Genomic DNA, 21,842 nt, shown 5'->3' with positions numbered 1-21,842 from the left:
AGCGCTCCTCCTGCCCCGCCAACGACGCGCGCGGGCGGCCGTTCCCGCGAAATCGCCTAGGTTAGTGCTTTGCGCGATTCGCCAGCTGGAGCAGTGCGGCGATCAGCGACATGCTGCCGCCGAGCAGCGCCACCCCGGTCCAGCCGCCGATGCCCCAGGCGAGCGTCGCGGATGCCGAGCCCGCCGACGCGCCTAGAAACATCGATCCCATCAGCACGGTGTTCAGCCGCGCCCGCGCCTCGGGGCGCAGCGCAAAGATGATGTGCTGGTTGGATACGAGGGCGCTCTGCACCGCGAAGTCGAGCACCACCACGCCGATTACCAGCGCGGCGATACGGACCCAGAGCCCGAACAACAGCCAGCTCGCCACCGCGAGCAATGCGCCGATCAGCACCACCAGGTGCGGGCCACGCTTGTCGGCGATCCGGCCCGCCAGCGGCGCGCCCAGAATGCCCGCCGCGCCGACAATGCCGAACAACCCCGCGACATCGGCACCCAGATTGAATCGCGGTGTCTGCAGATACAGCGCAAGGATCGTCCAGAAGCCGGTAAAGCCCGCGAACAGCAGCGCCTGGGTGATCGCGGCCAGCCGCAGCGCCGGAAATTCACGCCACAGCTGCCCCAACGAACCGAGCAGCGCGCCATAGCCGAGGGTCGCCTCCGGCTCGCTCCGCGGCAGGCGCCACGCCATGATCGCGGCGGTGCCGAGCGCGAGCGGCACGCCCAGCCAGAACATCTCGCGCCAGCCGGCATGCGTACCAACGAAGCCGGACAGCGTGCGGCTGAGCAGGATGCCGCAGAGCAGCCCCGCCATCACCGTCCCCACCGTCTGCCCGCGCCGTGCCGGGTCGGCGAGGTGCGCGGCGAAGGGCACGATCTGCTGCGCAACGCTTGCGGCGGCTCCCACCAGCAGCGAGGCGCCGATCAGCATCCACGCATTGGGTGCCAGCGCCGCTGCGACCAATGCCGCCGCCAGCACGAGGAACTGGAGCACGATCAGCCGCTTGCGCTCGTGCAGGTCGCCCAGCGGCACGAGCAGGAACAGACCCGCCGCATAGCCCAGCTGGGTCGCCGTCGGCACCAGCCCCGCCGGCTGGCCGGGCAGGTCGCGCTCGATGATGCCCAGCATCGGCTGGTTGTAATAGATATTGGCGACCGCGATCCCCGCCGCCGCCGCCATGGCGAAGGTCAGGCCTCGGCCGAGCCGGGCAGTGGATTGGGGGGCATGCAAAGCGGCGACTCCTCGGGCGTTGGGTCGCACAGATAGGGAGCCCCCGCCCCGGTTGTTACTGTCCGATGGTTTGGGGCCCGTTCTCGTCGAGCAGGTTCGTCTCGGCCATCGCATTGTCTGGCTCGTCGACATGCCCGTCGGGATCGACATGGATCAGGATCTCGGTGTCGGGGAACGCCGCCCCCAGCGCGCCTTCCAGCCGCTCCACCACGTCATGGGCTTCGGCGATGGTCATCGTCGGGCGCATGCTGACATGGAACTGCACGAAATCGCGATTGCCGCTGGTGCGGGTGCGCAAATCGTGCAGGCTCTTCAGCTCGGGATGCTCGGCGGCGATCTCCACGAAACGGCGCCGCTTCTCCTCGGGCCATTCGCGGTCCATCAGCTGGTCGATCGCGGCGACCGAGGCGCACCAGGCGCCCCAAAGCAGCCAGAAGGCAATGGCGATGCCGAACACCGGATCGGCGCCGCGCAGGCCCAGATAGCTTTCGCTCACCAGCGCGCCGATCACCGCGGCGTTCAGATACAGGTCCGAGCTGTAATGGATGCTGTCGGTCGTAATCGCGATCGAACCGGTGCGGCGGATCACCGAACGCTGATACTGGGTGAGCGCCAGCGTCACCAGGATGGCGACCACAGATACTGCGATGCCGTCCGCCGGGTGAGCGCTGGTCTGGCTCTGCACCAGCCGCTGGACGGCGCGGAGCAGGATGGCGAAGCCCGAGATCGCGATGATCGCCACCTGGAACAGCGCCGCCAGCGCCTCCGCCTTGCCATGGCCGAAACGGTGGTCGTCATCGGCCGGCTGGGCTGCCCAGTGGACCCCGCCCAGCGTTACCAGCGAGGCGACGAGGTCGAGCCCCGAATCGGCGAGGCTGGCCAGCACCGCCACCGATCCGGTCTTCACCGCCGCATAGGATTTGATCGCGCCCAAAAAGAGCGCGCTGCACACGCTGGCGATCGCCGCGCGGCGGGCGAGGTTGCTCACGGGAACAGCATGCCTTCAGCCCAGCCCCCCTCGGTGCGGGTGAAGACGCGGCGCTCGTGCAGGCGATGCTCGCGGTCGAGCCAGAACTCGATCCGCTCGGGCGTGACGCGATAGCCGCCCCAGTGCGGCGGGCGCGGCACGGGGCCGCCCTCGAAACGGGCCCGGACATCCTCGAAGCGCGCCTCGAAGCTGGCGCGGCTGTCGAGCGGGCGCGACTGGTCCGAGGCCCAGGCGCCGAGCTGCGAATCGCGGCTGCGGCTGGCGAAATAGGCGTCCGACTCTTCGTCGCTGGCAAAGCCGATCGGCCCCTCGATGCGAATCTGGCGGCGCAGCGACTTCCAGTGGAAGAGCAGCGCGACATGGCCGTTGGCGGCCAGGTCGCCGGCCTTGCGGCTCTCGCGGTTGGTGTAGAAGACGAAGCCGCGTTCGTCATAGCCCTTCAGCAGCACCATCCGCACCGAGGGGCGCCCTTGCGCATCCGCCGTCGCCAGCGCCATCGCATTGGAATCGTTGATCTCGGTGGTACGCGCCTCGGTGTACCAGTCGTGGAAGAGGGGGAAGGGATCGGTGGTCATGGGGGTTGCCTCTACAGCCTAAACGCCGCCGTTGCGATGGGCGGAACACACTGGACTTTGGGGAATTGAATCGGGCCTGCAACGAGGAGACTTCCGCATGGCGGCACGTGCCTATTGGCAGGGACAGATCCGGCTGGCCCTCGTTTCGATTCCCGTCGAGATCTACACCGCCACCAAATCCGGCGCGCAGATCGCGTTCCACCAGATCCATGAGCCGAGCGGACAGCGGATCAAGTACGAGAAGGTCGCCCCCGGCGTCGGCGCGGTCGAACCCGACGAGATCGTCAAGGGATACGAGGTCGAGAAGGGCGAATATGTCCTGCTCGAACAGGACGAGATCGACGCGGTGAAGCTCGAATCGAAGAAGACGCTGGAGCTGACCCAGTTCGTCGACGCCGACGAGATCGACGTGCTCTATTACGAGCGCCCCTATTTCGTCGTGCCGGCAGACGACCTTGCCGAGGAAGCCTTCATCGTGCTGCGCGAGGCGCTGCGGCGCGCACGCAAGGTGGGGCTCGGCCAGCTGGCGATGCGGGGGCGCGAATATATCGTCAGCCTCAAGCCCTGCGGGCGCGGCATGATCCTGGAGACGCTGCGCTACGCCGACGAGGTGCAGAAGGCGCAGGCCTATTTCCGCGAGATCCCCGACAGCGAACCCGATCCGGAGTTGCTGGAGCTGGCGCAGACGCTGATCGAGAAGAAGGCGCGCAAGTTCGATCCCAAGGGCTTCCACGACCGCTATGTCGATGCGCTGCGCGACCTGATCGAGAAGAAGAAAGAGGCCAAGGGCGCCAAGATCCTGGAGGACCCGGACAAGCCGGAGAGCCGCGGATCGAACGTGGTGGACCTGATGGCGGCGCTGAAGAAGTCGCTGAACACCGGCGACGCCAAGCCCGCGTCCAAGGCCAAGGCGCCGGCGAAAAAGGCAGCGCCCAGGAAGCCGGCGGCGAAGAAGCGTGCCTGACGCCGACAGCCTCGCCCGCTACAACGCCAAGCGCGACTTCGCCAAGACGGCGGAGCCCGCGGGCAAGGTTGCGAAGGGCAGCGGCAACCGCTTCCTCGTCCAGAAGCATGACGCGACGCGGCTGCACTGGGACTTCCGGCTGGAAGTGGACGGCGTGCTCAAGAGCTGGGCGGTGACGCGCGGCCCCAGCCTCGATCCCGACGAGAAACGGCTGGCGGTGCGCACCGAGGACCATCCGCTTTCCTATGCCGATTTCGAGGGCACGATCCCCAAGGGCCAATATGGCGGCGGCACGGTGATGCTGTGGGACAGCGGCACCTGGGAGCCTACTCCGGGCAAGAGCGCCAAGGATCTGGCGAAGGGCCATCTCCATTTCGTGCTCCACGGCGAGCGGATGCAGGGCGAATGGCTGCTGATCCGGCTGAAGCCGCGCGGCAAGGAGAAGGCCGAGAACTGGCTGCTCCGCAAGATCGACGACGGGTTTGCGGGCGCGACCGACGAACTGGTCGAGACGGGGCTCACCAGCGTCACCACCGGCCGCACGATGCAGGAGATTGCCGAAGGCGCGAAACCCAAGATCCTCCCCGGAACGGGGAGGGGGACCAAGCCGCGGCGCGACTTGGTGGAGGGGGAGCCCGGCAAGGGAAGCCGTTCCAGAAAGGGGGCTGCCCAGACGAAGTCCCCCTCCACCACCGCTTCGCCGCGGTCCCCCTCTCCGTCCCGGGGAGGATCGAGAATGCCGCCCTTCCAATCCCCTCAGCTCGCCACGCTGGTGGATACCGTGCCCACCGGCAACCAGTGGCTCCACGAAATCAAATATGACGGCTACCGCGCGCTGATCGCCACCGGCAGCGGCGGGCCCAGGATCTCCACCCGCTCCGGGCTCGACTGGACCGGGAAATTCCCCGGCATCGCCGAAGCCGCCGCCACGCTTCCGCCCGGCGCGCTGATCGACGGCGAGATCGTCGCGATGAAGGGGAACAAGCCCGATTTCTCCACGCTGCAGGGGGCGATCTCCACCGGCGGCAAGGGACTGCTGTTCTTCGCCTTCGACCTGCTCGCCGAAGCCGGCGAGGACCTGACCGCCCTCCCTCAGATCGAGCGCAAGGAACGGCTGCGGGCACTGCTGGAGGGGGCGGACGACCGCATCCGCTTCTCGGAACATGTCGTCGGGCAGGGCGAAAAGCTGTTCGAGAGCATGTGCCGCGAAGGCTTCGAGGGCGTCGTCTCGAAGCGCGCCGATGCCCCCTATCGCGGCACGCGCAGCAAGGCGTGGCTCAAGATCAAGTGCACCCATCGCCAGGAATTCGTGATCCTCGGCTGGATCGCCTCCAGCGCGCGGGGCCGCGGGTTTAAGTCGCTGCTGCTCGGGGTGAACGGGCCCGACGGCCTCGTCTATGCCGGCAAGGTCGGCACCGGATTCAATTCGGAAACGCTGCTGTCGATGCGCGAACGCCTCGACAGCCTCGCCACCGACAGCCCCGCGGCCAAGGTCCCCCGCCCGGACGCCCGCGGCGCGCATTGGGTGAAGCCCGAGCTGGTCGCCGAAATCGCCTTTGCCGAGTTCACCGCCGAGAAGGTGATCCGCCACGCCAGCTTCCTCGGCTTGCGCGCGGACAAGCCCGCCGACGCGGTCGTCGCCGAGGAGCCGGCGGCACTTCCCGACGCCGCGCCGTCCTCCATCAAGATCAGCAACCGCGACCGGGTGATCTTCCCCGAATCCAAGCTGACCAAGGGCGATCTCGCCGACTATTACGCTACCATCGCCCCCATCGCGCTCCCCTGGCTGGCCGAGCGCCCGATCAGCCTGGTCCGCTGTCCGCAGGGGCGGACCAAGCAATGCTTCTTCCAGAAGCATGATGCCGGCAGCTTCGGCGAGCAGGTCCACCATGTCGACATCCGCGAGAAGGACGGCTCGACCGAGCCCTATCTCTATGTCTCGGACGCGGACGGCATGCTCGCCTGCGTCCAGATGGGCACGATCGAGTTCCATGGCTGGGGATCGCGCGTCGCCGATGTCGAGAAGCCCGATCGGCTGGTGTTCGACCTCGACCCCGACGAGAGGCTCGATTTCGAGGTGGTCAGGAAGGCCGCCGAGCATCTGAAGGAACAGCTCGCCGAGATCGGCCTCACCAGCTGGCCGATGCTTTCCGGCGGCAAGGGCGTCCATGTCGTGGTGCCGCTGGTGCCCCAGGCCGAATGGCCGGCCGCCAAGAGCTTCTGCGAGCGCTTTGCCCGCGCGCTCGCCCAGGCCGAACCCGAGCGCTTTACCGCCAATCTGAAAAAGGCCAGCCGGACGGGACGCATTTTCATCGATTATCTGCGCAACCAGCGCGGCGCGACGGCGGTGCTGCCCTATGTTGCCCGGGCGCGCGAGAATGCGCCGGTCGCCGCCCCGGTCACCTGGACAGAGCTGCGCGACATCGACAGCGCCCGCATCTTCACGATCAAGGACCGCGCGACACTGGTCGACCGCGCCGCCAGCCGGGCGTTGCGCGGCTGGGGAACGGCGGACCAGACGCTGCCCGACCTGTGACGGAAGGGCTCGACGGGCGGGCACCGCATCGCCTAACGATCCGGCACGTCGATCCTTTCGAGCGAGAAACGAGCCCCATGAAGCTGCCGATTGCCCTCAGCCTTGCGCTTGTCCTCGGCGGCCCCGCCTTGGCCGCCCCCCGCCCCGGCGATCCGCTGGTGGTCGACCGCGCGGTGATGCTGATGCGCCACGGCGTGCGGCCGCCGACCAAGTCGCCCGCCATGCCGCCCGAAGTGACGCCCGAGCGCTGGCCCGACTGGCCGACCAAGCCCGGCTGGCTGACACCGCACGGCACCCGCGCCGTGGCGCGGCTCGGCCCGGTGGATGCGCGTAGCTGGCGGCGGCTGGGGCTGCTGCCCGCCGGCGGCTGCCCGGGAGCCGCCACGATCCGCATCGTCGCCGACAGCGACCAGCGCACGATCGAGACCGCCCGCGCCTGGGCGGCGGCGCTCGCCCCCGGCTGCACGCTCGCGATCGACCACCGCCCGCAGGACGAACCTGACACCCGCTTCTCCGCGATCGAATCGGGCAAGGCGCCGATCGATCCGGCCAAGGCCAATGCTGCGGTACTGGCCGAGGCGGGGCCCGGTGGGTTCGCCGCGCTGGATGCGCGCTATCGCCCGCTGCTGACCCGGATCGACACCATTTTGTGCGGCACGCCCCGCCCCGGCTGCGGCGTGTCCGGTACGCCCACCGGACTGGTGACGGCCAGTGCGACCAAGCGGCCGAAGCTCAGCGGCGCGATCGACCGCGCCTCCACCGCCGCGCAGATCCTGCTGCTCGAGGCCGCCGAGGGCAAGCCGATGGCGGAGATCGGCTGGGGCCGTGCGACGCTGGCCGACGTGACGGCGCTGGGGGTGTTCCACGCGCTCGAATTCCGCCTCGTCGCCCGTCCGCGTGCGATCGCCGTCGCCAACTTCGCCGGCCTCGCCGAGATCGTCCGCAACGGCCTCGGCGATAGCGGCCCGCGCGTGACGATGATCTCGGGCCACGACACCAACATCGCCAATCTGGGCGGGCTGTTCGACGTCCACTGGCAGGTGCCCGGCTTCGCCGCCGACGATCCCGTGCCCGGCGGCGCGCTGATCCTCGAGCGAATGCACGACCGTGCCGGCAAGCGCTATGTCCGCATCCGCTACCGGGCGCAGACGCTGCAGCAGCTTCGCAGCGCCGCGCCGCTGGCCGCGCAAGGGCCGTACGATCGGATTCTTCCCATCCCCGGATGCAACGCGCGCGGCGTGGCGGGGTTGTGTACCCTGGAGGATGCGCTCGCCCGGCTGGGCTGAGATTGGCCCGCACATCTCTCGTGTTGCATGGCACCATGGTTTCGCCCATCACCTCGGCCGAGAAAGGGACGCAGCTGTGGCCAGCCTTGCCGAGGCGGAATTGTTCGACGCCGGCACCATCGCCGACCGGTGGATCACCGACTATTGCGGGCAGGCGCCCGCGGGCGACGTGCTGTGCGCACGGACGGGCGATGCCTGGTCCGCGCTGTTCGAGGAACTGGCGGGGCTCTCCGGCGACGGGCTGACCATCGCCCGCGAACGCGCCCACCGCCATGCCGAGGATATCGGCACCGGCTATCGCATCGGCGAGGAGGGCGACGAGCGCCCCTGGCCGCTCTCTCCCGTGCCGCTGCTGCTCGACCAGCGCGAATGGCGCAGCATCGAGGCGGGCGTCGTCCAACGCGCCGAGCTGATGGAGCTGCTGCTGCGCGACTGCTACGGCCCGGCGCGGCTGGTGGCCGACGGGCATTTGCCCGCCGCCCTGCTTACCGGCAGCCCCTTCTTCCTCCGCCCGCTGACGCATCTGACGCCGCCGGGCGAGCATCACCTCCACTTCGTCGCGTTCGACCTGTGCCGCAGCCCGGACGGCCATTGGCGGGTGCTCGCGGACCATCTCCGCGCGCCCGCCGGTGCCGGCTATGCGCTGGAGAACCGGCTGGCGATGGCGCGCACGCTGGGCGGCCTGCAGGGCCGGCTCAACATCGAGCGCCACGCCCCCTTCTTCGCCGCCTTCCGCGACGGGATCGCCGCCGCCTGCCGCCGTGCCGAGCCGCGCATGGCGCTGCTGACCCCCGGCAGGTTCAACGCCAGCTATGCCGAGCAGGCGCATCTCGCCCGCTATCTCGGCTTCCTGCTGGTCGAGGGCGCCGATCTCGCGGTACTCGACGACCGCGTCTATGTCCGCACCATCGCCGGCCTCAAGCGGGTGGATGCGCTGTGGCACCGGTTCGACCCGCGCTATCTCGATCCGCTGGCGCTCGATTCGCACAGCTCGATCGGCGTTGCCGGGCTGATCGACGCGACCGTCGCGGGCAATGTCGTGATCGCCAATGCGCCCGGCGCCGGGCTGCTGGAGGCCCCGGCGTTCGCGGCCTTCCTGCCGCGCCTCAGCGAAGTGCTGCTCGGCGAACCGCTGCGCCTGCCCAACATCGCGACCTGGTGGTGCGGCCAGCCTGCAGAAGCGGCGCATGTTACCGCCAATCTAGACCATATGCTGATCGCCCCCGCCTTCGGCACCCCGCCGCTCGGTCTGCCGGAGGGCAAGGCGGTGCTCGGCGCGCATCTGGACGCGGGCGCACGCAGCGCGCTGCGCGACGATCTCACCCGACGGCCGCAGGATTATGTCGGGCAGGAGGTGGTGTGCCTGTCGACCATGCCCTTCGTGGCGGAAGACCGGCTGGCACCCCGGCCCTTCACCCTGCGCATCTTCGCCGCCCGGGACGCGGCCGGCAACTGGACGGTGCTCCCCGGCGGCTTGGCGCGGATCGGCGAGCATGCCGATGCCCGTGCCGCAGTGATGGGCGAAGGCAGCTGGTCGGCCGATGTTTGCATCCACGGGCCCGATCCGGTGGCGCCGGTGTCGCTGCTGCCCTCGGGCGATTCGACCCAGCTGCGCCGCAATCCCGGCACGCTGCCCAGCCGGGTGGCGGACAACATGTTCTGGCTCGGCCGCTATCTGGAGCGCGGCGAGGCGCTGCTCTCGGTGCTCCGGGTGCTGCTCGGCCACTCGATCAGCGCGGATACCGGCGCGGCGCTGGCAGCCGAGACCGTCGATCGACTCGCCCAGCTGGTCGTGTCCGCCGGCGCCGCCCCGGCCCCGCGGGGTCTGAAGCGGCAGGATCTGACCCAGCTCGCCCGCACCGCGCTCGAATCGACCGAGGGCGCCGCCAGCGTGCGCGCGATCAACGCCCAGGCGCGCTCGATCGGCGCGGTCTCCCGCGACCGGCTATCGGCGGACATGATCCGGCTCCTCGATGCGCCCTTCCCCGAACGCGGCGTGCTGCTCGAGCGGGCAGGCTCGCTCCAGCGGCGCTATTCGGCACTGGCGGGGCAGGCCGGCGAGCATATGGGCCGCACCGATGCCTGGCGCTTCCACGATCTCGGCCGCCGGATCGAGCGGGCGCTGGCGACGATCGGCTTTCTCCGCGCCCTTGGCGGCCCACAGGCGACCGCCGACGATCTTTCGACCCTGCTCGACCTGGCCGACAGCCAGATCAGCTATCGCCAGCGCTATCTTACCGGCATCGCGCGGGTGCCGGTGCTGGACCTGCTCGCGCTCGATCCGGGCAACCCGCGCGGGCTCGCCTTCCAGGCGGCGGCGATCTCGGCGCATCTCAACGCGCTGCCGGTGCTCTCCGACGACGGCATCGCCGAGCCGCAGCAGGAGCAGGCGCGCGGCCTGGCCGCCGCGCTGGTCACCGCGCGCGCGACCGCGATCGACGATGCCTGGCTCGCCGATCTCCAGTCGCGGCTGTGGAGCCTGTCCGAGGCGGTCGCCCGTCGCTATTTCCTGCACGGTGCCGAGCCGCTGCGCGCGGCGGGGCTCGTCCTCGCATGATGCTCTACCGCATCCGCCATGTGACCCGGTTCGACTATGCCCAGCCGGTCGCCTTCGCGCGCTGCAATTTGCGGCTGAAGCCGATCCTCTGGTCCGGCCAGCGGATCGAGGAATATGCGCTGAGCGTGCAGCCCGGCGGCCGCACCTATCCGGCGCGGGCCGAGGCGGGTCTCGCCAATGTCGTGCGGCTGGTGGTGGAGCATGCCGCGAACAGCCTGACGATCGAAAGCACCGCGCAGGTTCGCGTCGACCGGCAGATCCCGATGCCCGCCCCCGGGGACCCGACGATCGCGCAGATCGCCGCACTCGCCCGCGCGAGCCGCGATCCCAGCCCGGCCGGCCCGGCCGCCTATCTCTTCCCCTCGCCGCTGATCCCGCTGGACCGCGCCATCGCCGCCTGGTGCGCCGAGGAACTGCGCCAGGACCGTGGTATCCTGGAGGCCGGCATCGCGCTGGCGCAGCGCATCCAGCGCGACTTCGCCTTCGATCCCACCGCGACGCTGGTCGACACGCCCCCGCACGAAGCCTTCGCCAAGCGGGGCGGCGTCTGCCAGGATTTCGCACAGATCATGCTATCGGGCCTGCGCGCCGCCGGGCTGCCGGCGGCCTATGTCTCGGGCTATCTGCGCACCCTGCCGCCGCCGGGCCAGCCCCGGCTGGTCGGCGCGGACGCCACCCATGCCTGGGTGCTCTTGTGGTGCGGGCCGGATCTCGGCTGGGTGGGTGTCGATCCCACCAACGGCATCTGGATGGCCGAGGATCACATCGTGATGGCGATCGGCCGCGACTATGCCGATATCGCGCCGATCGACGGCATCGTGCTCGGCTCGGGCGCGCAGGCGATGCAGGTCTCGGTGGATGTGGAGCCGCTGGAAGTGGCTGGGTCCGCCGGATAGGAAACTACCCGGCAGGCGTCCGATTGCGATCGTTGCGCATGCTGATATCGTGTGCAGATGACGACGGTATATGTGCTGCATCACGTCCGATCAAAGGACGAGTTTGGCGACGATGCCAAGCTGATCGGCGTGTACAGCTCGGCCAAAGCCGCTGCCGCCGCCTCGGCCCGATTGTTGCACCAACCCGGCTTCCGAGATCATCCGGAGGGATTCCAGACGGACGCCTATGCGCTGGACAGGGATAGCTGGTCTGAGGGTTTTGGCGTCGACGATTGCAATGAAATGGTGATCCGCTCCGATTCCTAACGCGTCGCGCCTGGTCCGACTGTCGCGCCCAATCGACGCCGACCGCTGTTGAGCCGCGGATCAACCTTAATGCTCCACCGGCCCCTTGTCACCGAAGTTCAGCCGTCGAGTCACGTTATAGTCCAGCACCGCCATCACGAAATAGGCGCCAAACTGCTTTACCCGGGTCCACCAGCCGGTACGCGCTTTGTAGAGGTCCGGCGTTATTCGCTCCGATTGCGCCACCTCGCCGTCGACATAGCTGCGGACATGCGCGGCGAAGGCGGGGTCGTCCACGCGCAGCATCAGCTCCAGGTTCAGGAACATGCTGCGAATGTCGAAATTGGCCGAGCCGATATGGACGACATCGTCGATCACATAGAGCTTCGTATGCAGCTTGGTCGGCTGATATTCGTGAATCTGCACGCCCTTGCGCAGCAGCCCCGCATAGGTGAAGCGCGCCGCCCAGATCGCGGCGGTGTGGTCCAGCTTGGCCGGCAGCACCAGCCGCACACGACCGCGCCGTCCTGCCCGATCTAGCCGCCGCAGCATGCCGGGGCTCGGCGCGAAATAGGCGGCGATCAGGTCGAGCGAACGGGCGCGCTCCATGTCGTGCTTCACCACCCGCGCCCAAGGCGACAGCCGCCGCATCGGGCCGCCGAGCAGCCAGCGGGTCGCCCCCGTGGGCTCGCTCCAGGTCTTGAGCGTGCGGCCCAGCGCGCGCAGGGTCGCCTTAGGCCGCTTCGCCCAGGCGGCGAGCGCGTCGAAATAGCCGGTCAGCCGCTCGGCCGCCGGCCCCTCGACCAGCAGCCCCATGTCGCGCCATGCCTGTTCGGCGACGGTGCCGAAATAATCATCCTCGATGTTGAACCCGCCGACGATCACGCGGGACTCGTCGGCCAGTGCCAGCTTCTGATGGTTGCGCAGCAGATAGCGGCGCCCCCAGCGCGGCACGAAGCGGCAGACATCGACCCCGGCGGCGTGGAGCGGATCGAAGAAGTCGTTGCTCTGTGCATGCTCGCTGCCCAGCCCGTCGACGATCAGATACACCCGCACCCCGCGCGCCGCCGCGTCGATCAGCGCCCGACGCACCGCGGCGCCGGCCTCGTCGTCGAGATAGATGTAATAGAGCACCCGCAGCGTGCGGGTGGCGCCGGCGATCAGGGCGAGCAGCGCCGCCATCCGCTCGGGGCCTTCGGGCAGCAGCGTCAGCCGGTTGCCGTCGACGGTGAAGCTGGGCTGGGCGAGCGGCGGCATGGGCGCTGCATCGGCCAGATCGGCATCCGCGGCAAGCGGCTCGGCATCGGCATAGGGCGCCATCGGGATCGTCTCTCCTGCTCGAACGCGCAGACAACGAGTGAAGCGCGATTGGGTTCGCGCACGCGCCCCGGCCGCTTTCCTTGACATTTCGGCAGCCGGCCTCTAACTGGCCGGTCTTTCCCGGACACCCCTATCCCAAGGAAGCGTACATGGCGCGCGTCACAGTCGAGGATTGCGTCGACAAGGTTCCCAACCGGTTCGACCTGGTGTTGTTCGCCGCCCAGCGCGCGCGGCAGATTTCCGGCGGTGCCGATCTCACCCTCGATCGCGATCGCGACAAGAACCCGGTCGTCGCCCTGCGCGAGATCGCGGAAGAAACCGTCCGCCCGGACCATCTGCAGGAAGCCGTTGTGTCGAGCCTGCAGCGCGTCCGCATCGACGACGAGGATGCGCCGGACGAAATCGGTTCGATCCAGGCACAGGCCGAGGCGCTCCGCCTCACCGCCGCTGCCCCGCCGCGCAACCAGAATCTGGGTGGCGACTACGAGGGCTGATCGCCTTCGATCGAACGAGACACAAAGGGGCTGGCGGCAACGCCGGCCCTTTTTGTTTCAGGCGCCGATCCGCGCGCACAGGGCGGCATCGTCCAGCCCCTCCAGCATAAGCAGCGCGGCGTACGGATCGCCGGCCAGCCCCAGCACCTGCGCAAAGGCGGGCTCGGTCTTGGCGCCCGCGAGTCGGCGCGTCATCACGGCGGCCCGAAGCGGTTCGCCGCCCAGCGCGAGCAGCCGTCGCTCGAGGACGAAATGCCGCCAGCCGACTTGCTCGGCGACAGGACGGGCCTGGCCGAACAATTCGAACAGCCAGCCCGAGCAGTGGAAGCGGGCGACCACCGGACGATCGCGGCCCTGCCATTGCCACATCGCGAAGCCGGGAAGGTCGCGATAGGCCGCCCAGACCGCCCCGGCGAAAGCCCGCGGGTCGGGCGCATGGCAGAGAATGTCGATATCGCTGTCGGGCAGGTCGAGGGCGAGCGGCGGCGTGCCCGCGACATGCGGGTCGAATGCGGTGAGCCGGATCAGCACGCCGCTGTCCGCAAGCGCTTCCGTGTACGCCGGCCTCGTCATGGCCTCGCCTTCGCCCCGTCCTTCCCGGCCCGGGGCTATTCCTGTTCTTTCTCGCCGGCGCTCTCGGCGCGCCCTTTGAAGCCCTGCGCCACGACGTACCATTCCACCGAGCCCTTGCGGCTCGCCGGGGGCTTGGCGTGCTTCACGGTGGTGAAGGCGCGCTTCATCTCGGCGATCAGCGCCGAATCGGCACCGCCGGCGAACACCTTGGCGACGAAATCGCCACCGGGCGCCAGCGTCCGAATCGCGAAATCGAACGCGGTCTCGACCAGCGCCATGGTGCGCAGCGCATCGGTCTGCGGATGTCCCACCGTGTTCGCCGCCATGTCGGACAGGATCAGGTCCGGCGTGCCGCCCAGCGCCTCGATCAGCCGATCGGGCGCGGCATCGTCCATGAAATCCATCTGGAGCAGCGTCGCGCCCTCGATCGGGTCGACCGGCAGCAGGTCGATGCCGACCACCGCCGCCTTGGGCAGTACCCGGCGCACCACCTGGGTCCAGCCGCCCGGCGCCACGCCCAGGTCGACGACGCGACGTGCGCCCTTCAGGAAGCCGAACTTCTCGTCCAGCTCGGTCAGCTTGTAGGCCGCGCGGCTGCGATAGCCCTCGGCCTTTGCCCGGCGGACATAGGGGTCGTTCAGCTGGCGCTCCAGCCAGCGCGTCGATTGCGCCGTACGGCCGCGCGCCGTGCGCACGCGGACATGGCCGCGGCCACCGCCCCTGCTCATCGAATCTTCCTCACAAACGCTTCGGCCGGATTACAGGGGCGCGCCCCCGATCAACCGACGCAGGATACCTTCGCGAATGCCGCGATCGGCGATGCCTAGCCGCTCGGCAGGCCAGATGTCGAGGATCGTCTCCAGGATCGCGCAGCCGGCGACCACCAGATCGGCGCGTTCGTTGCCGATACAGGGTACTTGCGCGCGCTGCCTGATGCTCATGCCCGCGATGTTCTGGCTCACCGCGCGCATCGCCGCGCTGGGCACGATCAGCCCGTCGACCGCCGAGCGATCATAGGAGGCGAGGCCCAGGTGCACGCTGGCCAGCGTCGTCACCGTGCCGCTGGTGCCGAGCAGCCGCCGTGTGCCCTTGGGGGTGCGGAGCCGCGCGACGAACGGCGCGAAGCTCTCCCGCACGCGGGCGCGCATGTCGGCATAGGCGGCGGCGCGCGCGTCGGCCGTCACCGCCTTGCTCTGCCCTGTCGCCTCGCTGAGCGAGACCACGCCCCACGGCGCGCTGTGCCAGTCGAGAATGTGGGGCACGGGCGCGTGCGAATCGACCAGCACCAGCTCGGTCGAGCCCCCGCCGATGTCGAACACCAGTGCGGGCCCGTCACCGGGTTCGAGCAGCGCATGGCAGCCGAGCACCGCCAGCCGCGCCTCTTCCTCGGCGGTAATGATGTCGAGCGCGATGCCGGTCTCGCGATAGGCGCGATCGATGAACTCGGCGCCGTTTTCCGCCTGGCGGCAGGCCTGGGTGGCGACCGATCGCGCCAGCGCCACATTGCGGCGCTTGAGCTTGTCGGCACAGATTCGCAGCGCCGCCAGCGTGCGCTCGATCGCCGCATCGGAAAGCCGGCCGGTCGTCGCAAGTCCCTCGCCCAACCGGACGATTCGCGAAAACGCGTCGATAACCGCAAATCCCGCGCCTTGCGGGCGCGCAATCAGCAGACGGCAATTGTTGGTACCCAGGTCCAGGGCGGCATAATGCCGCGATTCGGACCAGCGCGGTGCCGGTCCCTTCGCGGCCGGCGCTTTCGCGGCCGGCGGCGCCACAGGGCGCGCAGCGGCAGCGCGCCTTCCGCGGGGCATTCTGGCGGAGCCATCCCCCATACCATCACTCACTTATCTTCTTCCGTCACCAAACCAAAACGGTCCGGCCGGTGCTTGGATGCGAGGCTAGACGAGCCTGGACACAAGAGCAAGGCGAGCGCGCAATTGCAGCGTTGACACGCGCGCAGCATACCCCTATCTGGCGCGACCTGTCCGGTGCCCCGTCGTCTAAAGGTAAGACTACGGACTCTGACTCCGTCAATTGAGGTTCGAATCCTCACGGGGCATCCAGACAGCGTTCCTGCACCTTCGGAAACCCGGACGCCCCGCCAAGCGCGGATCGTATCAGTTCGCCGGCTGCGGCGCCGAATCGCGCGGCAGGAAACGGATGGCTACGCCGGTCGCGTTCGCCTTGCCCCAGCTGAACGCGGTGATGTGCGCCTTGCCATAGCTGGCCTTGATCACCGCATCGGCGCCCAGCTTGCGTGCGCGCTCCCAAAGCTCCGCATAGATTTTCCGCTGCGAGGGCGCATTGCTGAACACCGTTGCCTTGCGAACGCCGGCCTTCACTTCGCCCAGCACCACATAGGGCCGGTCGGTAATGTCCTCGGCGAATACCGGCACGCCGACTTCCGGGTTCACCACGGCCGCGGATGCGGCAGGCGCTTCCTGTGCCCGGGCAACCGGCGCGGCCAGCCCCAGCAGCACGCACGCGATGCCGACAATGCTCTTCATGATTCCTCTCCCCTGATCGCCGCTCCGCCCTTCGGAGCGATCGCCGCGACAGCCTATCGCGCCTTCAGGGGATTGTGGAGCCCAGTCTAGTGGACCAGCGGGCCGGCGCGGAACGGCTGGATCGCAGCGCGCCCCTGGGCCTCGGCCGCCGCCATCGGCCGGCCGAACAGATAGCCCTGCAGTAGTTGCGGCGACAGCGGCCGCAGGATCTCCAGCTCGTCCTCGGTCTCGATGCCCTCGAGCACGCAATCGAGCCCCAGGTTGCGGCACAGCCCGATCACCCCGGCGACGATCTCGCGCGAGGTGCGGCTGACCGTGATCTTGCGGACGAACGACTTGTCCACCTTCACCTTGGTGAGCGGCAGCTGGTCGATATATTCGAAGCTCGAATAGCCGGAGCCGAAATCGTCGAGCGCGATGCGGAAGCCGCGTGCCGCTAGCTCATGGAGCAGCGCGGAGGCGGCGGCGATGTCCTTCATCACCGCGGTTTCGGTGATCTCGAACTCCACGCGATCCGGCGCGATGCCGTGGTTGTTCACCTCGTCCGCGAGCGACAGCAGGAACGGCCGGTCGGCAAGGTCCTGGGCGGAGAGGTTGAACGACATGCGAATCGGTTCGGGCCAGTCGGCGAGCGCCGCCAGCCCCTTGGCGAACAGCACCCGGGTGACCGCCTTGGTGAGGCCGGCGCGTTCGGCGGCACGGATGAAGCGATCCGGTGGAATCGCGCCCAGCGTGGGGCTGTTCCACCGGGCCAGTGCCTCGAATCCCACCACCATGCCGCTGTCGCTGCCCACCTGCGGCTGGAACAGCAGGTAGAGCTCGCGCTCCAGATCCGCCTCGCGCAGCCCGCGCTCCAGCAGGATCGATTCGCGCATCCGCGTCTCTTCCTCGCCGGTGAAGACCATCGTCGTTCCCCGCGCGCGCTGCTTGCCCGAATAGAGCGCGAAATCGGCCTGCTCATAGGCGTCGACCGCGGCGACCCGGCCGGGCGGGCAATGGGCGAAGCCGATCGTGCCCCCCACCGCCAGGCGCAGCATGCCATGGGCGAAGGGCTCGCGGATCCGGGCGATAATCGCGTCGCCCAGCGCGCGGACCGGCGCGGGATCGGGACCGCCCTCCACCAGAATCGCGAACTCGTCGCCACCGATCCGGCCGAAATGCACCGCGGGCGTCGCGAACGGCACGATCCGCTTCACCACGTCGGCGAGCAGGACGTCGCCGATCGCGTGCCCATAAATGTCGTTCACCGCCTTGAACCCGTCCAGATCGAGGATGCCGATCCAGAAGGGCGACCCCGCCGACTCGAGCCGCGCCATGGTGGCGAACACCGCGCGGCGATTGGCGATCCCGGTCAGGCTGTCGCTCGCCGCCAGCCGGTCGGCGAGCAGCCGGGCATCGATCTGGCGGAGAATCGCCATCCGCAACAGCGTCCCCATGCCGAGCGACGCGAAGGAGGTCGCCAGGCCGATAAAGGCGAACTGTTCGAACTCCGCCGTCGGCGCACCACGGGCGAAGAACAGCAGCGACACGATCGACAGGGCGACGCAGCCGAGCGTGGCGCGCACCGTCACCGCCGAGGTCGAGAAGACCACCGCCATCAGCACGAAGTAGATCAGCTTGTTCGGTTCGAAATGCACCAGCATGTGCGTGACGACGTTGGCGTACATCAGCAGGTTGGTGGCGATGCCCACCGCCTCCAGCCGGCGCAGCGACAAGCCGTGTGCCGATAGGAGGCGGCTACGGAAAATCGCGTAGGCGAGCGCCGTGCAGGCGCTAAGCCCTGCAAGAATAACGAGCGATTGCCCTTTTTCGTCCCGAAAGTGTGCAATCGTTATGATAAGATAGTAGCACGATCCCGGAAGCAAAAATCCACGAAGGATCGGGCGATAGGCCTCGGCCAGTGCATTGCTTCTGTCTATTTTGGCCGATGCGCGTAACTTATGCCCCGTTCTTAGCAGATTGCGAGCAAATGACCGCACGATGTTCATGTCTGACATTGCGGCGAGACTCGGGCAAAAGGTTGCAGACCTATACGTTCTTCATAGGCGAGCCTGCCGACAACGCAAAATCAGGGCGCCGCGCGGCGCCCCGTCGTCACCCAGCCATAGACGAACAGCAGCGCCAGCGCCGCCGCCGCGACGAGATAGGGCAGTGCCCCCCAGACCTCGTACATCGCGACCCCGATCGAGGGGCCCAGCACGAAGGCCGCGCCGTTGACCGACGTCACCCGCCCCGCGACCGAGCCCTGCGCATGCGGGCCCACCGCGAGCGAGGCCCCGGCGGTGAAGCCGGGCCGGACGAATCCCATGCCCAGCGCGATCGCCCCATAGCCCAGCGCGATGCCGTATAGGCTGGCAGCGTTGGCGGTGGCGAGGCAGCCGAACGCGCCCAGCGCCGCGCCGACCAGAATCAGCGCGCGCGGCTTCAGGTCGAGCAGCGGGATCAGCCCCCATTGCACCAGCAGCGAGGCGCCTGCGCCGATCATCAGCACCAGCCCGGTCGGCTCCAGCGCCGCCGCGGGGGCGAGGGCGAGCCGGTCGATGATGAGGAAGCCGATCGCCTGGCCGGTCATCGCCTGGGCATGACCGGTGACCAGCCCGGCGATCATCCAAGGCCGGACCCGGCGATCGAAGGTGCGGACATGCTCGACATGCTCGCCCGTCGCCGCCGCGACGCTGGCGCCCGTGCCCTGGCCGCCGATCGAGGGATAGCTGGTGGCGGCGCCATGCTCGACCGCGCCCGAATCCGCCGGCAGCAGCCGCAGCACCGCCACCAACAGCACCAGCCCGACCGCGCTGGCGGCAAAGGCCGGGCCGGACAGGCCGATCAGCGGGCCACCAGGCCAGAGGTGCCCCATCACCAGATAGGGCGCCACCGCCGGCCCCAGGATCGTGCCCAGCCCGAACGCGGAGGCGAGCAGTGTCAGCGCTTTGGTGCGATCGTCACGGCTGGTGCGGCTGGCGACGATCGCCTGTACCGCGGGCGGCGCGGCCGATCCGAAGGCGCCGTACAGCATCCGCCCGACCACGAAGGCGCCGAAGGTGGCGAACGGGCTCAGCACCCCGTTGATGCCCAGCGCCAGGCAGACGCCGCAAAGCCCGAGCGACGCGGTAAACCCGACGATGCCGAGCAGCACCATGGATCGGCGCCCGGCGCGCTCCGAGCGGTTCGCCCAATACGGTGCGGTGAGCATCCACAGCAGCGCGGAGACCGAGAAGACCGCCGCCACCGCACTATCGGCGGCGTGCAGTTCGCGGCCGAGCGCGGGGAGGATCGATTGCAGCGCCGTATTGCCCGCCGCGATCAGCAGCATCACGCCGAACAGCAGCGCGAAGTCGCGGTCGATCGGGCGGCTCATGCGCGGCACCATCGATAGCTGCGCTCGACTCGGGTGACGACCACCTCGTACCAGTCGTACCAGCGGGCACGGCCCTGCGCGCGGATCGCGGCGTGATCGGGATGGTCGCGCCAGGCCAGCGCGCTTGCCTCGTCGGCCCAGTAGCTGATGGTGATGCCCACCCCGTCCGGCCCGCGCTGGGATTCGACGCCGCAATAACCCGGCTGAACCGCAACAAGTGCGGCCATCGCGTCCGCCGCCGCGGCATAGCCCGCGTCGTCATCGGTCGTGCGCTTCGACACGAACAGCACGGCCACCTGCCCGTTTCGCTCCTCTCCCATATGCGATTCGTAGAACGCGCACGCCGCTTTGCAAACCGGGGCAGGCCTGCGAAAGCCGTCGCCATGATCACCGACTGGCATTTCTATGCGCTCGCCGTGCTCGCCGTGCTCTTGCTGGGGCTGTCGAAAGGCGGGTTCGCAGGCATGGGTGCCCTGTCGTTGCCGCTGCTGGCGCTGGCGATCGATCCGGTGCGCGCGGCGGCGATCACGCTGCCGATCCTGATCCTGCAGGACGTGGTGAGCGTCTGGGCATTTCGCCGCACCGTCGACTGGCGGTTGCTCGGCTGGATGCTCCCGGGATCGATGGCGGGGATCGCGCTCGGCTATGGCTTTGCCGCCAGCGTCTCGCCGGTGCTGGTGCTGGCGGCAGTGGGCGCGATCTCGATCCTGTTCGGGATCTACCGGCTGTGGGCGAGCGGGCGGGCGACCCCGGCGATGGCAGCACGCTGGCCGGAATGGGTGGGCAGCCTGTTCGGCGTCGCCTCGGGCTTCACCAGCCAGATCGCCCATGCCGGGCAGCCGCCGTTCCAGCTCTGGGTGCTGCCGCGGAACCTGCCGCGCGACCGGCTGGTGGGGACGACCGCGCTCTTCTTCGCCGCGACCAACTGGATCAAGGTGCCGGCCTATTGGGCGCTGGGACAGTTCACGAGCGCGAACCTGCTCACCTCGGCAGTGCTGTTTCCGCTGGCGCTGGTATCGACGCTGGCGGGGGTATGGCTGGTGCGCCGGGTGTCGCCCGAGCGGTTCTACACCGCGATCTATGTGCTGATGATCGCGGTGGGCGGGGCGCTGATCTGGGAAGCGGTGGCGAAGGCAGCTTAAGCCCCTCCCCTTCAGGGGAGGGGTTGGGGTGAGGCAGTGTCTCACCGAGACCAAGCTGCGTTCTGGAATCCCTCCACCCCAACCCCTCCTCCAAGGAGGAGGGGCTGAGAAGGCTAGTCGAACAGGCTGGAGACCGAGCTTTCGTCGGCGATGCGGCGGATCGCCTCGGCGATCAGCGGCGCGATGGTCAGGTGGCGGACCTTCTCGCCGGCCGCGACCACCTCGTGGTTGCCGATCGAATCGGTGATCACCAGCTCGCGCAGTTCGGACTTGGCGACGCGCGCCATCGCCGCACCCGAGAGCACGCCGTGGGTGCAATAGGCGACGACGTCCTCGGCCCCCGCCGCCTTCAGCGCCGCGGCGGCGTTGCACAGCGTGCCGGCCGAATCGACGATGTCGTCGATCAGGATGCAGAAGCGGCCCTTCACCTCGCCGATGATGTTCATCACTTCCGATTCACCCGGCCGCTCGCGGCGCTTGTCGACGATGGCGAGGGGGGCGTTGTCCAGCCGCTTGGCGAGCTGGCGCGCGCGCACCACGCCGCCGACGTCGGGCGAGACGACCATCCACTGCTTGTCGATGAAGCGCGTCTGGATGTCCGCCGACATCACCGGCGCCGCGAACAGATTGTCGGTCGGAATGTCGAAAAAGCCCTGGATCTGCCCGGCGTGCAGGTCGACCGAGAGCACCCGGTTGGCGCCCGCCGTAGTGATCAGGTTGGCGACCAGCTTGGCCGAGATCGGCGTGCGCGGGCCGGGCTTCCGGTCCTGGCGGGCATAGCCGAAATAGGGGAGCACCGCGGTGATCCGCTTGGCCGACGCGCGGCGGAGCGCGTCGATCATGATCAGCAGCTCCATCAGATTGTCGTTCGCCGGATAGCTGGTCGACTGGAGCACGAACACATCCTCGCCGCGGACATTCTCGAGGATCTCGACGAAGATCTCCTCGTCGGCGAAGCGGCGGACATTCGCCTGGGTGAGCGGAATTTCCAGATAGTCGGCGATGGCGCTCGCCAGCGGCAGGTTCGAATTGCCGGCCATGAGTTTCATAAGATGCTGGCCTCCTGAGCCGCTCGCGATGTCCCGATGCCCGCGCCCTTTAGTGCGACGTTTCCGTGACGCAAAGAGGGC

At 68.8% G+C, this 21,842-nt stretch carries 20 protein-coding genes and 1 tRNA gene; 9 read left to right on the top strand and 12 right to left on the bottom strand.

The window, feature by feature from the left end; all coding sequences use genetic code 11:
* Window positions 1-61: 61 nt before the first annotated feature.
* Genes KK7_RS0101075 through pdxH form a run of 3 tightly spaced genes read right to left on the bottom strand, consistent with a single transcriptional unit; the run spans window position 62 to window position 2,794 of the window.
* Window positions 62-1,231: an MFS transporter gene (locus KK7_RS0101075; protein WP_010542798.1), complete on the bottom strand. Its 1,170-nt coding sequence runs from the start codon at window positions 1,229-1,231 to the stop codon at window positions 62-64.
* A gap of 55 nt (window positions 1,232-1,286) precedes the next feature.
* The gene (locus KK7_RS19860; protein ID WP_010542797.1) at window positions 1,287-2,219 is read right to left on the bottom strand and encodes a cation diffusion facilitator family transporter; all 933 of its coding nucleotides are present in this window, start codon (window positions 2,217-2,219) and stop codon (window positions 1,287-1,289) included.
* Entirely contained in the window at window positions 2,216-2,794 is a 579-nt protein-coding gene (gene pdxH, locus KK7_RS0101065; protein ID WP_010542796.1) for a pyridoxamine 5'-phosphate oxidase, read from the bottom strand. Before pdxH ends, KK7_RS19860 begins: the two co-directional genes overlap by 4 nt.
* A 97-nt stretch (window positions 2,795-2,891) precedes the next feature.
* Here pdxH and ku point away from each other — a divergent pair, with 97 nt between their 5' ends.
* The 6 genes from ku (at window position 2,892) to KK7_RS0101035 (ending at window position 11,339) form a co-directional block, all read left to right on the top strand.
* Complete coding sequence (gene ku / locus KK7_RS0101060) at window positions 2,892-3,758, top strand: non-homologous end joining protein Ku (protein ID WP_010542795.1); 867 nt, start codon at window positions 2,892-2,894, stop codon at window positions 3,756-3,758.
* A complete protein-coding gene (gene ligD, locus KK7_RS0101055) occupies window positions 3,751-6,294 on the top strand; it encodes a DNA ligase D (protein ID WP_010542794.1) in 2,544 nt (847 codons plus the stop codon). The genes ku and ligD overlap by 8 nt, the downstream gene beginning before the upstream one ends.
* A 77-nt stretch (window positions 6,295-6,371) precedes the next feature.
* Window positions 6,372-7,580: a histidine-type phosphatase gene (locus KK7_RS0101050; RefSeq protein WP_010542793.1), complete on the top strand. Its 1,209-nt coding sequence runs from the start codon at window positions 6,372-6,374 to the stop codon at window positions 7,578-7,580.
* A gap of 76 nt (window positions 7,581-7,656) precedes the next feature.
* Entirely contained in the window at window positions 7,657-10,137 is a 2,481-nt protein-coding gene (locus KK7_RS0101045) for a circularly permuted type 2 ATP-grasp protein (RefSeq protein WP_010542792.1), read from the top strand.
* Complete coding sequence (locus KK7_RS0101040; protein WP_029622581.1) at window positions 10,137-11,033, top strand: transglutaminase family protein; 897 nt, start codon at window positions 10,137-10,139, stop codon at window positions 11,031-11,033. The genes KK7_RS0101045 and KK7_RS0101040 overlap by 1 nt, the downstream gene beginning before the upstream one ends.
* A 57-nt stretch (window positions 11,034-11,090) precedes the next feature.
* On the top strand, window positions 11,091-11,339 hold the full coding sequence (locus tag KK7_RS0101035; RefSeq protein WP_010542790.1) for a DUF7336 domain-containing protein: 249 nt from the start codon (window positions 11,091-11,093) through the stop codon (window positions 11,337-11,339).
* Between the two features lie 66 nt (window positions 11,340-11,405).
* Here KK7_RS0101035 and KK7_RS0101030 read toward each other — a convergent pair whose 3' ends face one another.
* Complete coding sequence (locus KK7_RS0101030) at window positions 11,406-12,638, bottom strand: phospholipase D-like domain-containing protein (RefSeq protein ID WP_010542789.1); 1,233 nt, start codon at window positions 12,636-12,638, stop codon at window positions 11,406-11,408.
* 149 nt (window positions 12,639-12,787) lie between these two features.
* Here KK7_RS0101030 and rpoZ point away from each other — a divergent pair, with 149 nt between their 5' ends.
* Complete coding sequence (rpoZ, locus tag KK7_RS0101025; protein WP_010542788.1) at window positions 12,788-13,132, top strand: DNA-directed RNA polymerase subunit omega; 345 nt, start codon at window positions 12,788-12,790, stop codon at window positions 13,130-13,132.
* A 57-nt stretch (window positions 13,133-13,189) separates the two neighbouring features.
* Here rpoZ and KK7_RS0101020 read toward each other — a convergent pair whose 3' ends face one another.
* From KK7_RS0101020 to KK7_RS0101010, 3 genes are read right to left on the bottom strand one after another with little or no spacing between them, the layout of a single operon-like run.
* Complete coding sequence (locus tag KK7_RS0101020) at window positions 13,190-13,705, bottom strand: DUF4269 domain-containing protein (RefSeq protein WP_010542787.1); 516 nt, start codon at window positions 13,703-13,705, stop codon at window positions 13,190-13,192.
* Between the two features lie 35 nt (window positions 13,706-13,740).
* Entirely contained in the window at window positions 13,741-14,433 is a 693-nt protein-coding gene (locus tag KK7_RS0101015) for an RlmE family RNA methyltransferase (protein WP_010542786.1), read from the bottom strand.
* Window positions 14,434-14,463: 30 nt separating this feature from the next.
* Window positions 14,464-15,537, bottom strand: coding sequence for a Ppx/GppA phosphatase family protein (locus tag KK7_RS0101010; RefSeq protein WP_029622577.1), 1,074 nt, complete (start codon window positions 15,535-15,537; stop codon window positions 14,464-14,466).
* A 157-nt stretch (window positions 15,538-15,694) separates the two neighbouring features.
* Between KK7_RS0101010 and KK7_RS0101005 the strand changes: the two genes are divergently transcribed.
* Window positions 15,695-15,768 (top strand) — tRNA-Gln (locus KK7_RS0101005).
* 54 nt (window positions 15,769-15,822) lie between these two features.
* Here KK7_RS0101005 and KK7_RS0101000 read toward each other — a convergent pair.
* The 4 genes from KK7_RS0101000 to KK7_RS0100985 all read right to left on the bottom strand — a co-directional run bounded on the left by KK7_RS0101000 (window position 15,823) and on the right by KK7_RS0100985 (window position 19,890).
* Entirely contained in the window at window positions 15,823-16,212 is a 390-nt protein-coding gene (locus KK7_RS0101000) for a hypothetical protein (protein ID WP_010542784.1), read from the bottom strand.
* An 86-nt stretch (window positions 16,213-16,298) separates the two neighbouring features.
* Window positions 16,299-17,927: a putative bifunctional diguanylate cyclase/phosphodiesterase gene (locus KK7_RS19855; RefSeq protein WP_010542783.1), complete on the bottom strand. Its 1,629-nt coding sequence runs from the start codon at window positions 17,925-17,927 to the stop codon at window positions 16,299-16,301.
* A gap of 353 nt (window positions 17,928-18,280) precedes the next feature.
* Entirely contained in the window at window positions 18,281-19,570 is a 1,290-nt protein-coding gene (locus tag KK7_RS19850) for an MFS transporter (protein ID WP_100207482.1), read from the bottom strand.
* Window positions 19,567-19,890 carry an antibiotic biosynthesis monooxygenase family protein gene (locus tag KK7_RS0100985; protein ID WP_029622575.1) on the bottom strand — a complete coding sequence of 108 codons (324 nt, stop codon included), beginning with the start codon at window positions 19,888-19,890 and terminating at the stop codon, window positions 19,567-19,569. The genes KK7_RS19850 and KK7_RS0100985 overlap by 4 nt, the downstream gene beginning before the upstream one ends.
* Window positions 19,891-19,953: 63 nt before the next feature.
* Between KK7_RS0100985 and KK7_RS0100980 the strand changes: the two genes are divergently transcribed.
* Window positions 19,954-20,712, top strand: a complete 759-nt coding sequence (locus KK7_RS0100980) for a sulfite exporter TauE/SafE family protein (RefSeq protein WP_010542780.1) — start codon at window positions 19,954-19,956, stop codon at window positions 20,710-20,712.
* Between the two features lie 113 nt (window positions 20,713-20,825).
* Here KK7_RS0100980 and KK7_RS0100975 read toward each other — a convergent pair whose 3' ends face one another.
* Window positions 20,826-21,761: a ribose-phosphate pyrophosphokinase gene (locus KK7_RS0100975; protein WP_010542779.1), complete on the bottom strand. Its 936-nt coding sequence runs from the start codon at window positions 21,759-21,761 to the stop codon at window positions 20,826-20,828.
* Window positions 21,762-21,842: the final 81 nt, after the last annotated feature.

Origin of the sequence: Sphingomonas elodea ATCC 31461, assembly GCF_000226955.1 — a bacterium.
Lineage (GTDB): Bacteria > Pseudomonadota > Alphaproteobacteria > Sphingomonadales > Sphingomonadaceae > Sphingomonas > Sphingomonas elodea.
The sequence above is the reverse complement of the archived record's forward strand: the minus strand, read 5'-3'. Positions and strand labels throughout refer to the sequence as shown.

What these genes read in the sequence shown, in the direction of transcription:
- KK7_RS0101000 (WP_010542784.1), bottom strand. Translation starts at nt 16,212, where the DNA reads ATGAAGAGCATTGTCGGCATCGCGTGCGTGCTGCTGGGGCTGGCCGCG.
- KK7_RS0101040 (WP_029622581.1), top strand. Translation starts at nt 10,137, where the DNA reads ATGCTCTACCGCATCCGCCATGTGACCCGGTTCGACTATGCCCAGCCG.
- KK7_RS0100980 (WP_010542780.1), top strand. Translation starts at nt 19,954, where the DNA reads ATGATCACCGACTGGCATTTCTATGCGCTCGCCGTGCTCGCCGTGCTC.
- KK7_RS0101010 (WP_029622577.1), bottom strand. Translation starts at nt 15,537, where the DNA reads ATGGGGGATGGCTCCGCCAGAATGCCCCGCGGAAGGCGCGCTGCCGCT.
- KK7_RS0101015 (WP_010542786.1), bottom strand. Translation starts at nt 14,433, where the DNA reads ATGAGCAGGGGCGGTGGCCGCGGCCATGTCCGCGTGCGCACGGCGCGC.
- KK7_RS0101020 (WP_010542787.1), bottom strand. Translation starts at nt 13,705, where the DNA reads ATGACGAGGCCGGCGTACACGGAAGCGCTTGCGGACAGCGGCGTGCTG.
- KK7_RS0101030 (WP_010542789.1), bottom strand. Translation starts at nt 12,638, where the DNA reads ATGGCGCCCTATGCCGATGCCGAGCCGCTTGCCGCGGATGCCGATCTG.
- rpoZ (WP_010542788.1), top strand. Translation starts at nt 12,788, where the DNA reads ATGGCGCGCGTCACAGTCGAGGATTGCGTCGACAAGGTTCCCAACCGG.
- KK7_RS0101035 (WP_010542790.1), top strand. Translation starts at nt 11,091, where the DNA reads ATGACGACGGTATATGTGCTGCATCACGTCCGATCAAAGGACGAGTTT.
- KK7_RS0101050 (WP_010542793.1), top strand. Translation starts at nt 6,372, where the DNA reads ATGAAGCTGCCGATTGCCCTCAGCCTTGCGCTTGTCCTCGGCGGCCCC.
- KK7_RS19850 (WP_100207482.1), bottom strand. Translation starts at nt 19,570, where the DNA reads ATGAGCCGCCCGATCGACCGCGACTTCGCGCTGCTGTTCGGCGTGATG.
- KK7_RS0100975 (WP_010542779.1), bottom strand. Translation starts at nt 21,761, where the DNA reads ATGAAACTCATGGCCGGCAATTCGAACCTGCCGCTGGCGAGCGCCATC.
- KK7_RS0100985 (WP_029622575.1), bottom strand. Translation starts at nt 19,890, where the DNA reads ATGGGAGAGGAGCGAAACGGGCAGGTGGCCGTGCTGTTCGTGTCGAAG.
- pdxH (WP_010542796.1), bottom strand. Translation starts at nt 2,794, where the DNA reads ATGACCACCGATCCCTTCCCCCTCTTCCACGACTGGTACACCGAGGCG.
- ku (WP_010542795.1), top strand. Translation starts at nt 2,892, where the DNA reads ATGGCGGCACGTGCCTATTGGCAGGGACAGATCCGGCTGGCCCTCGTT.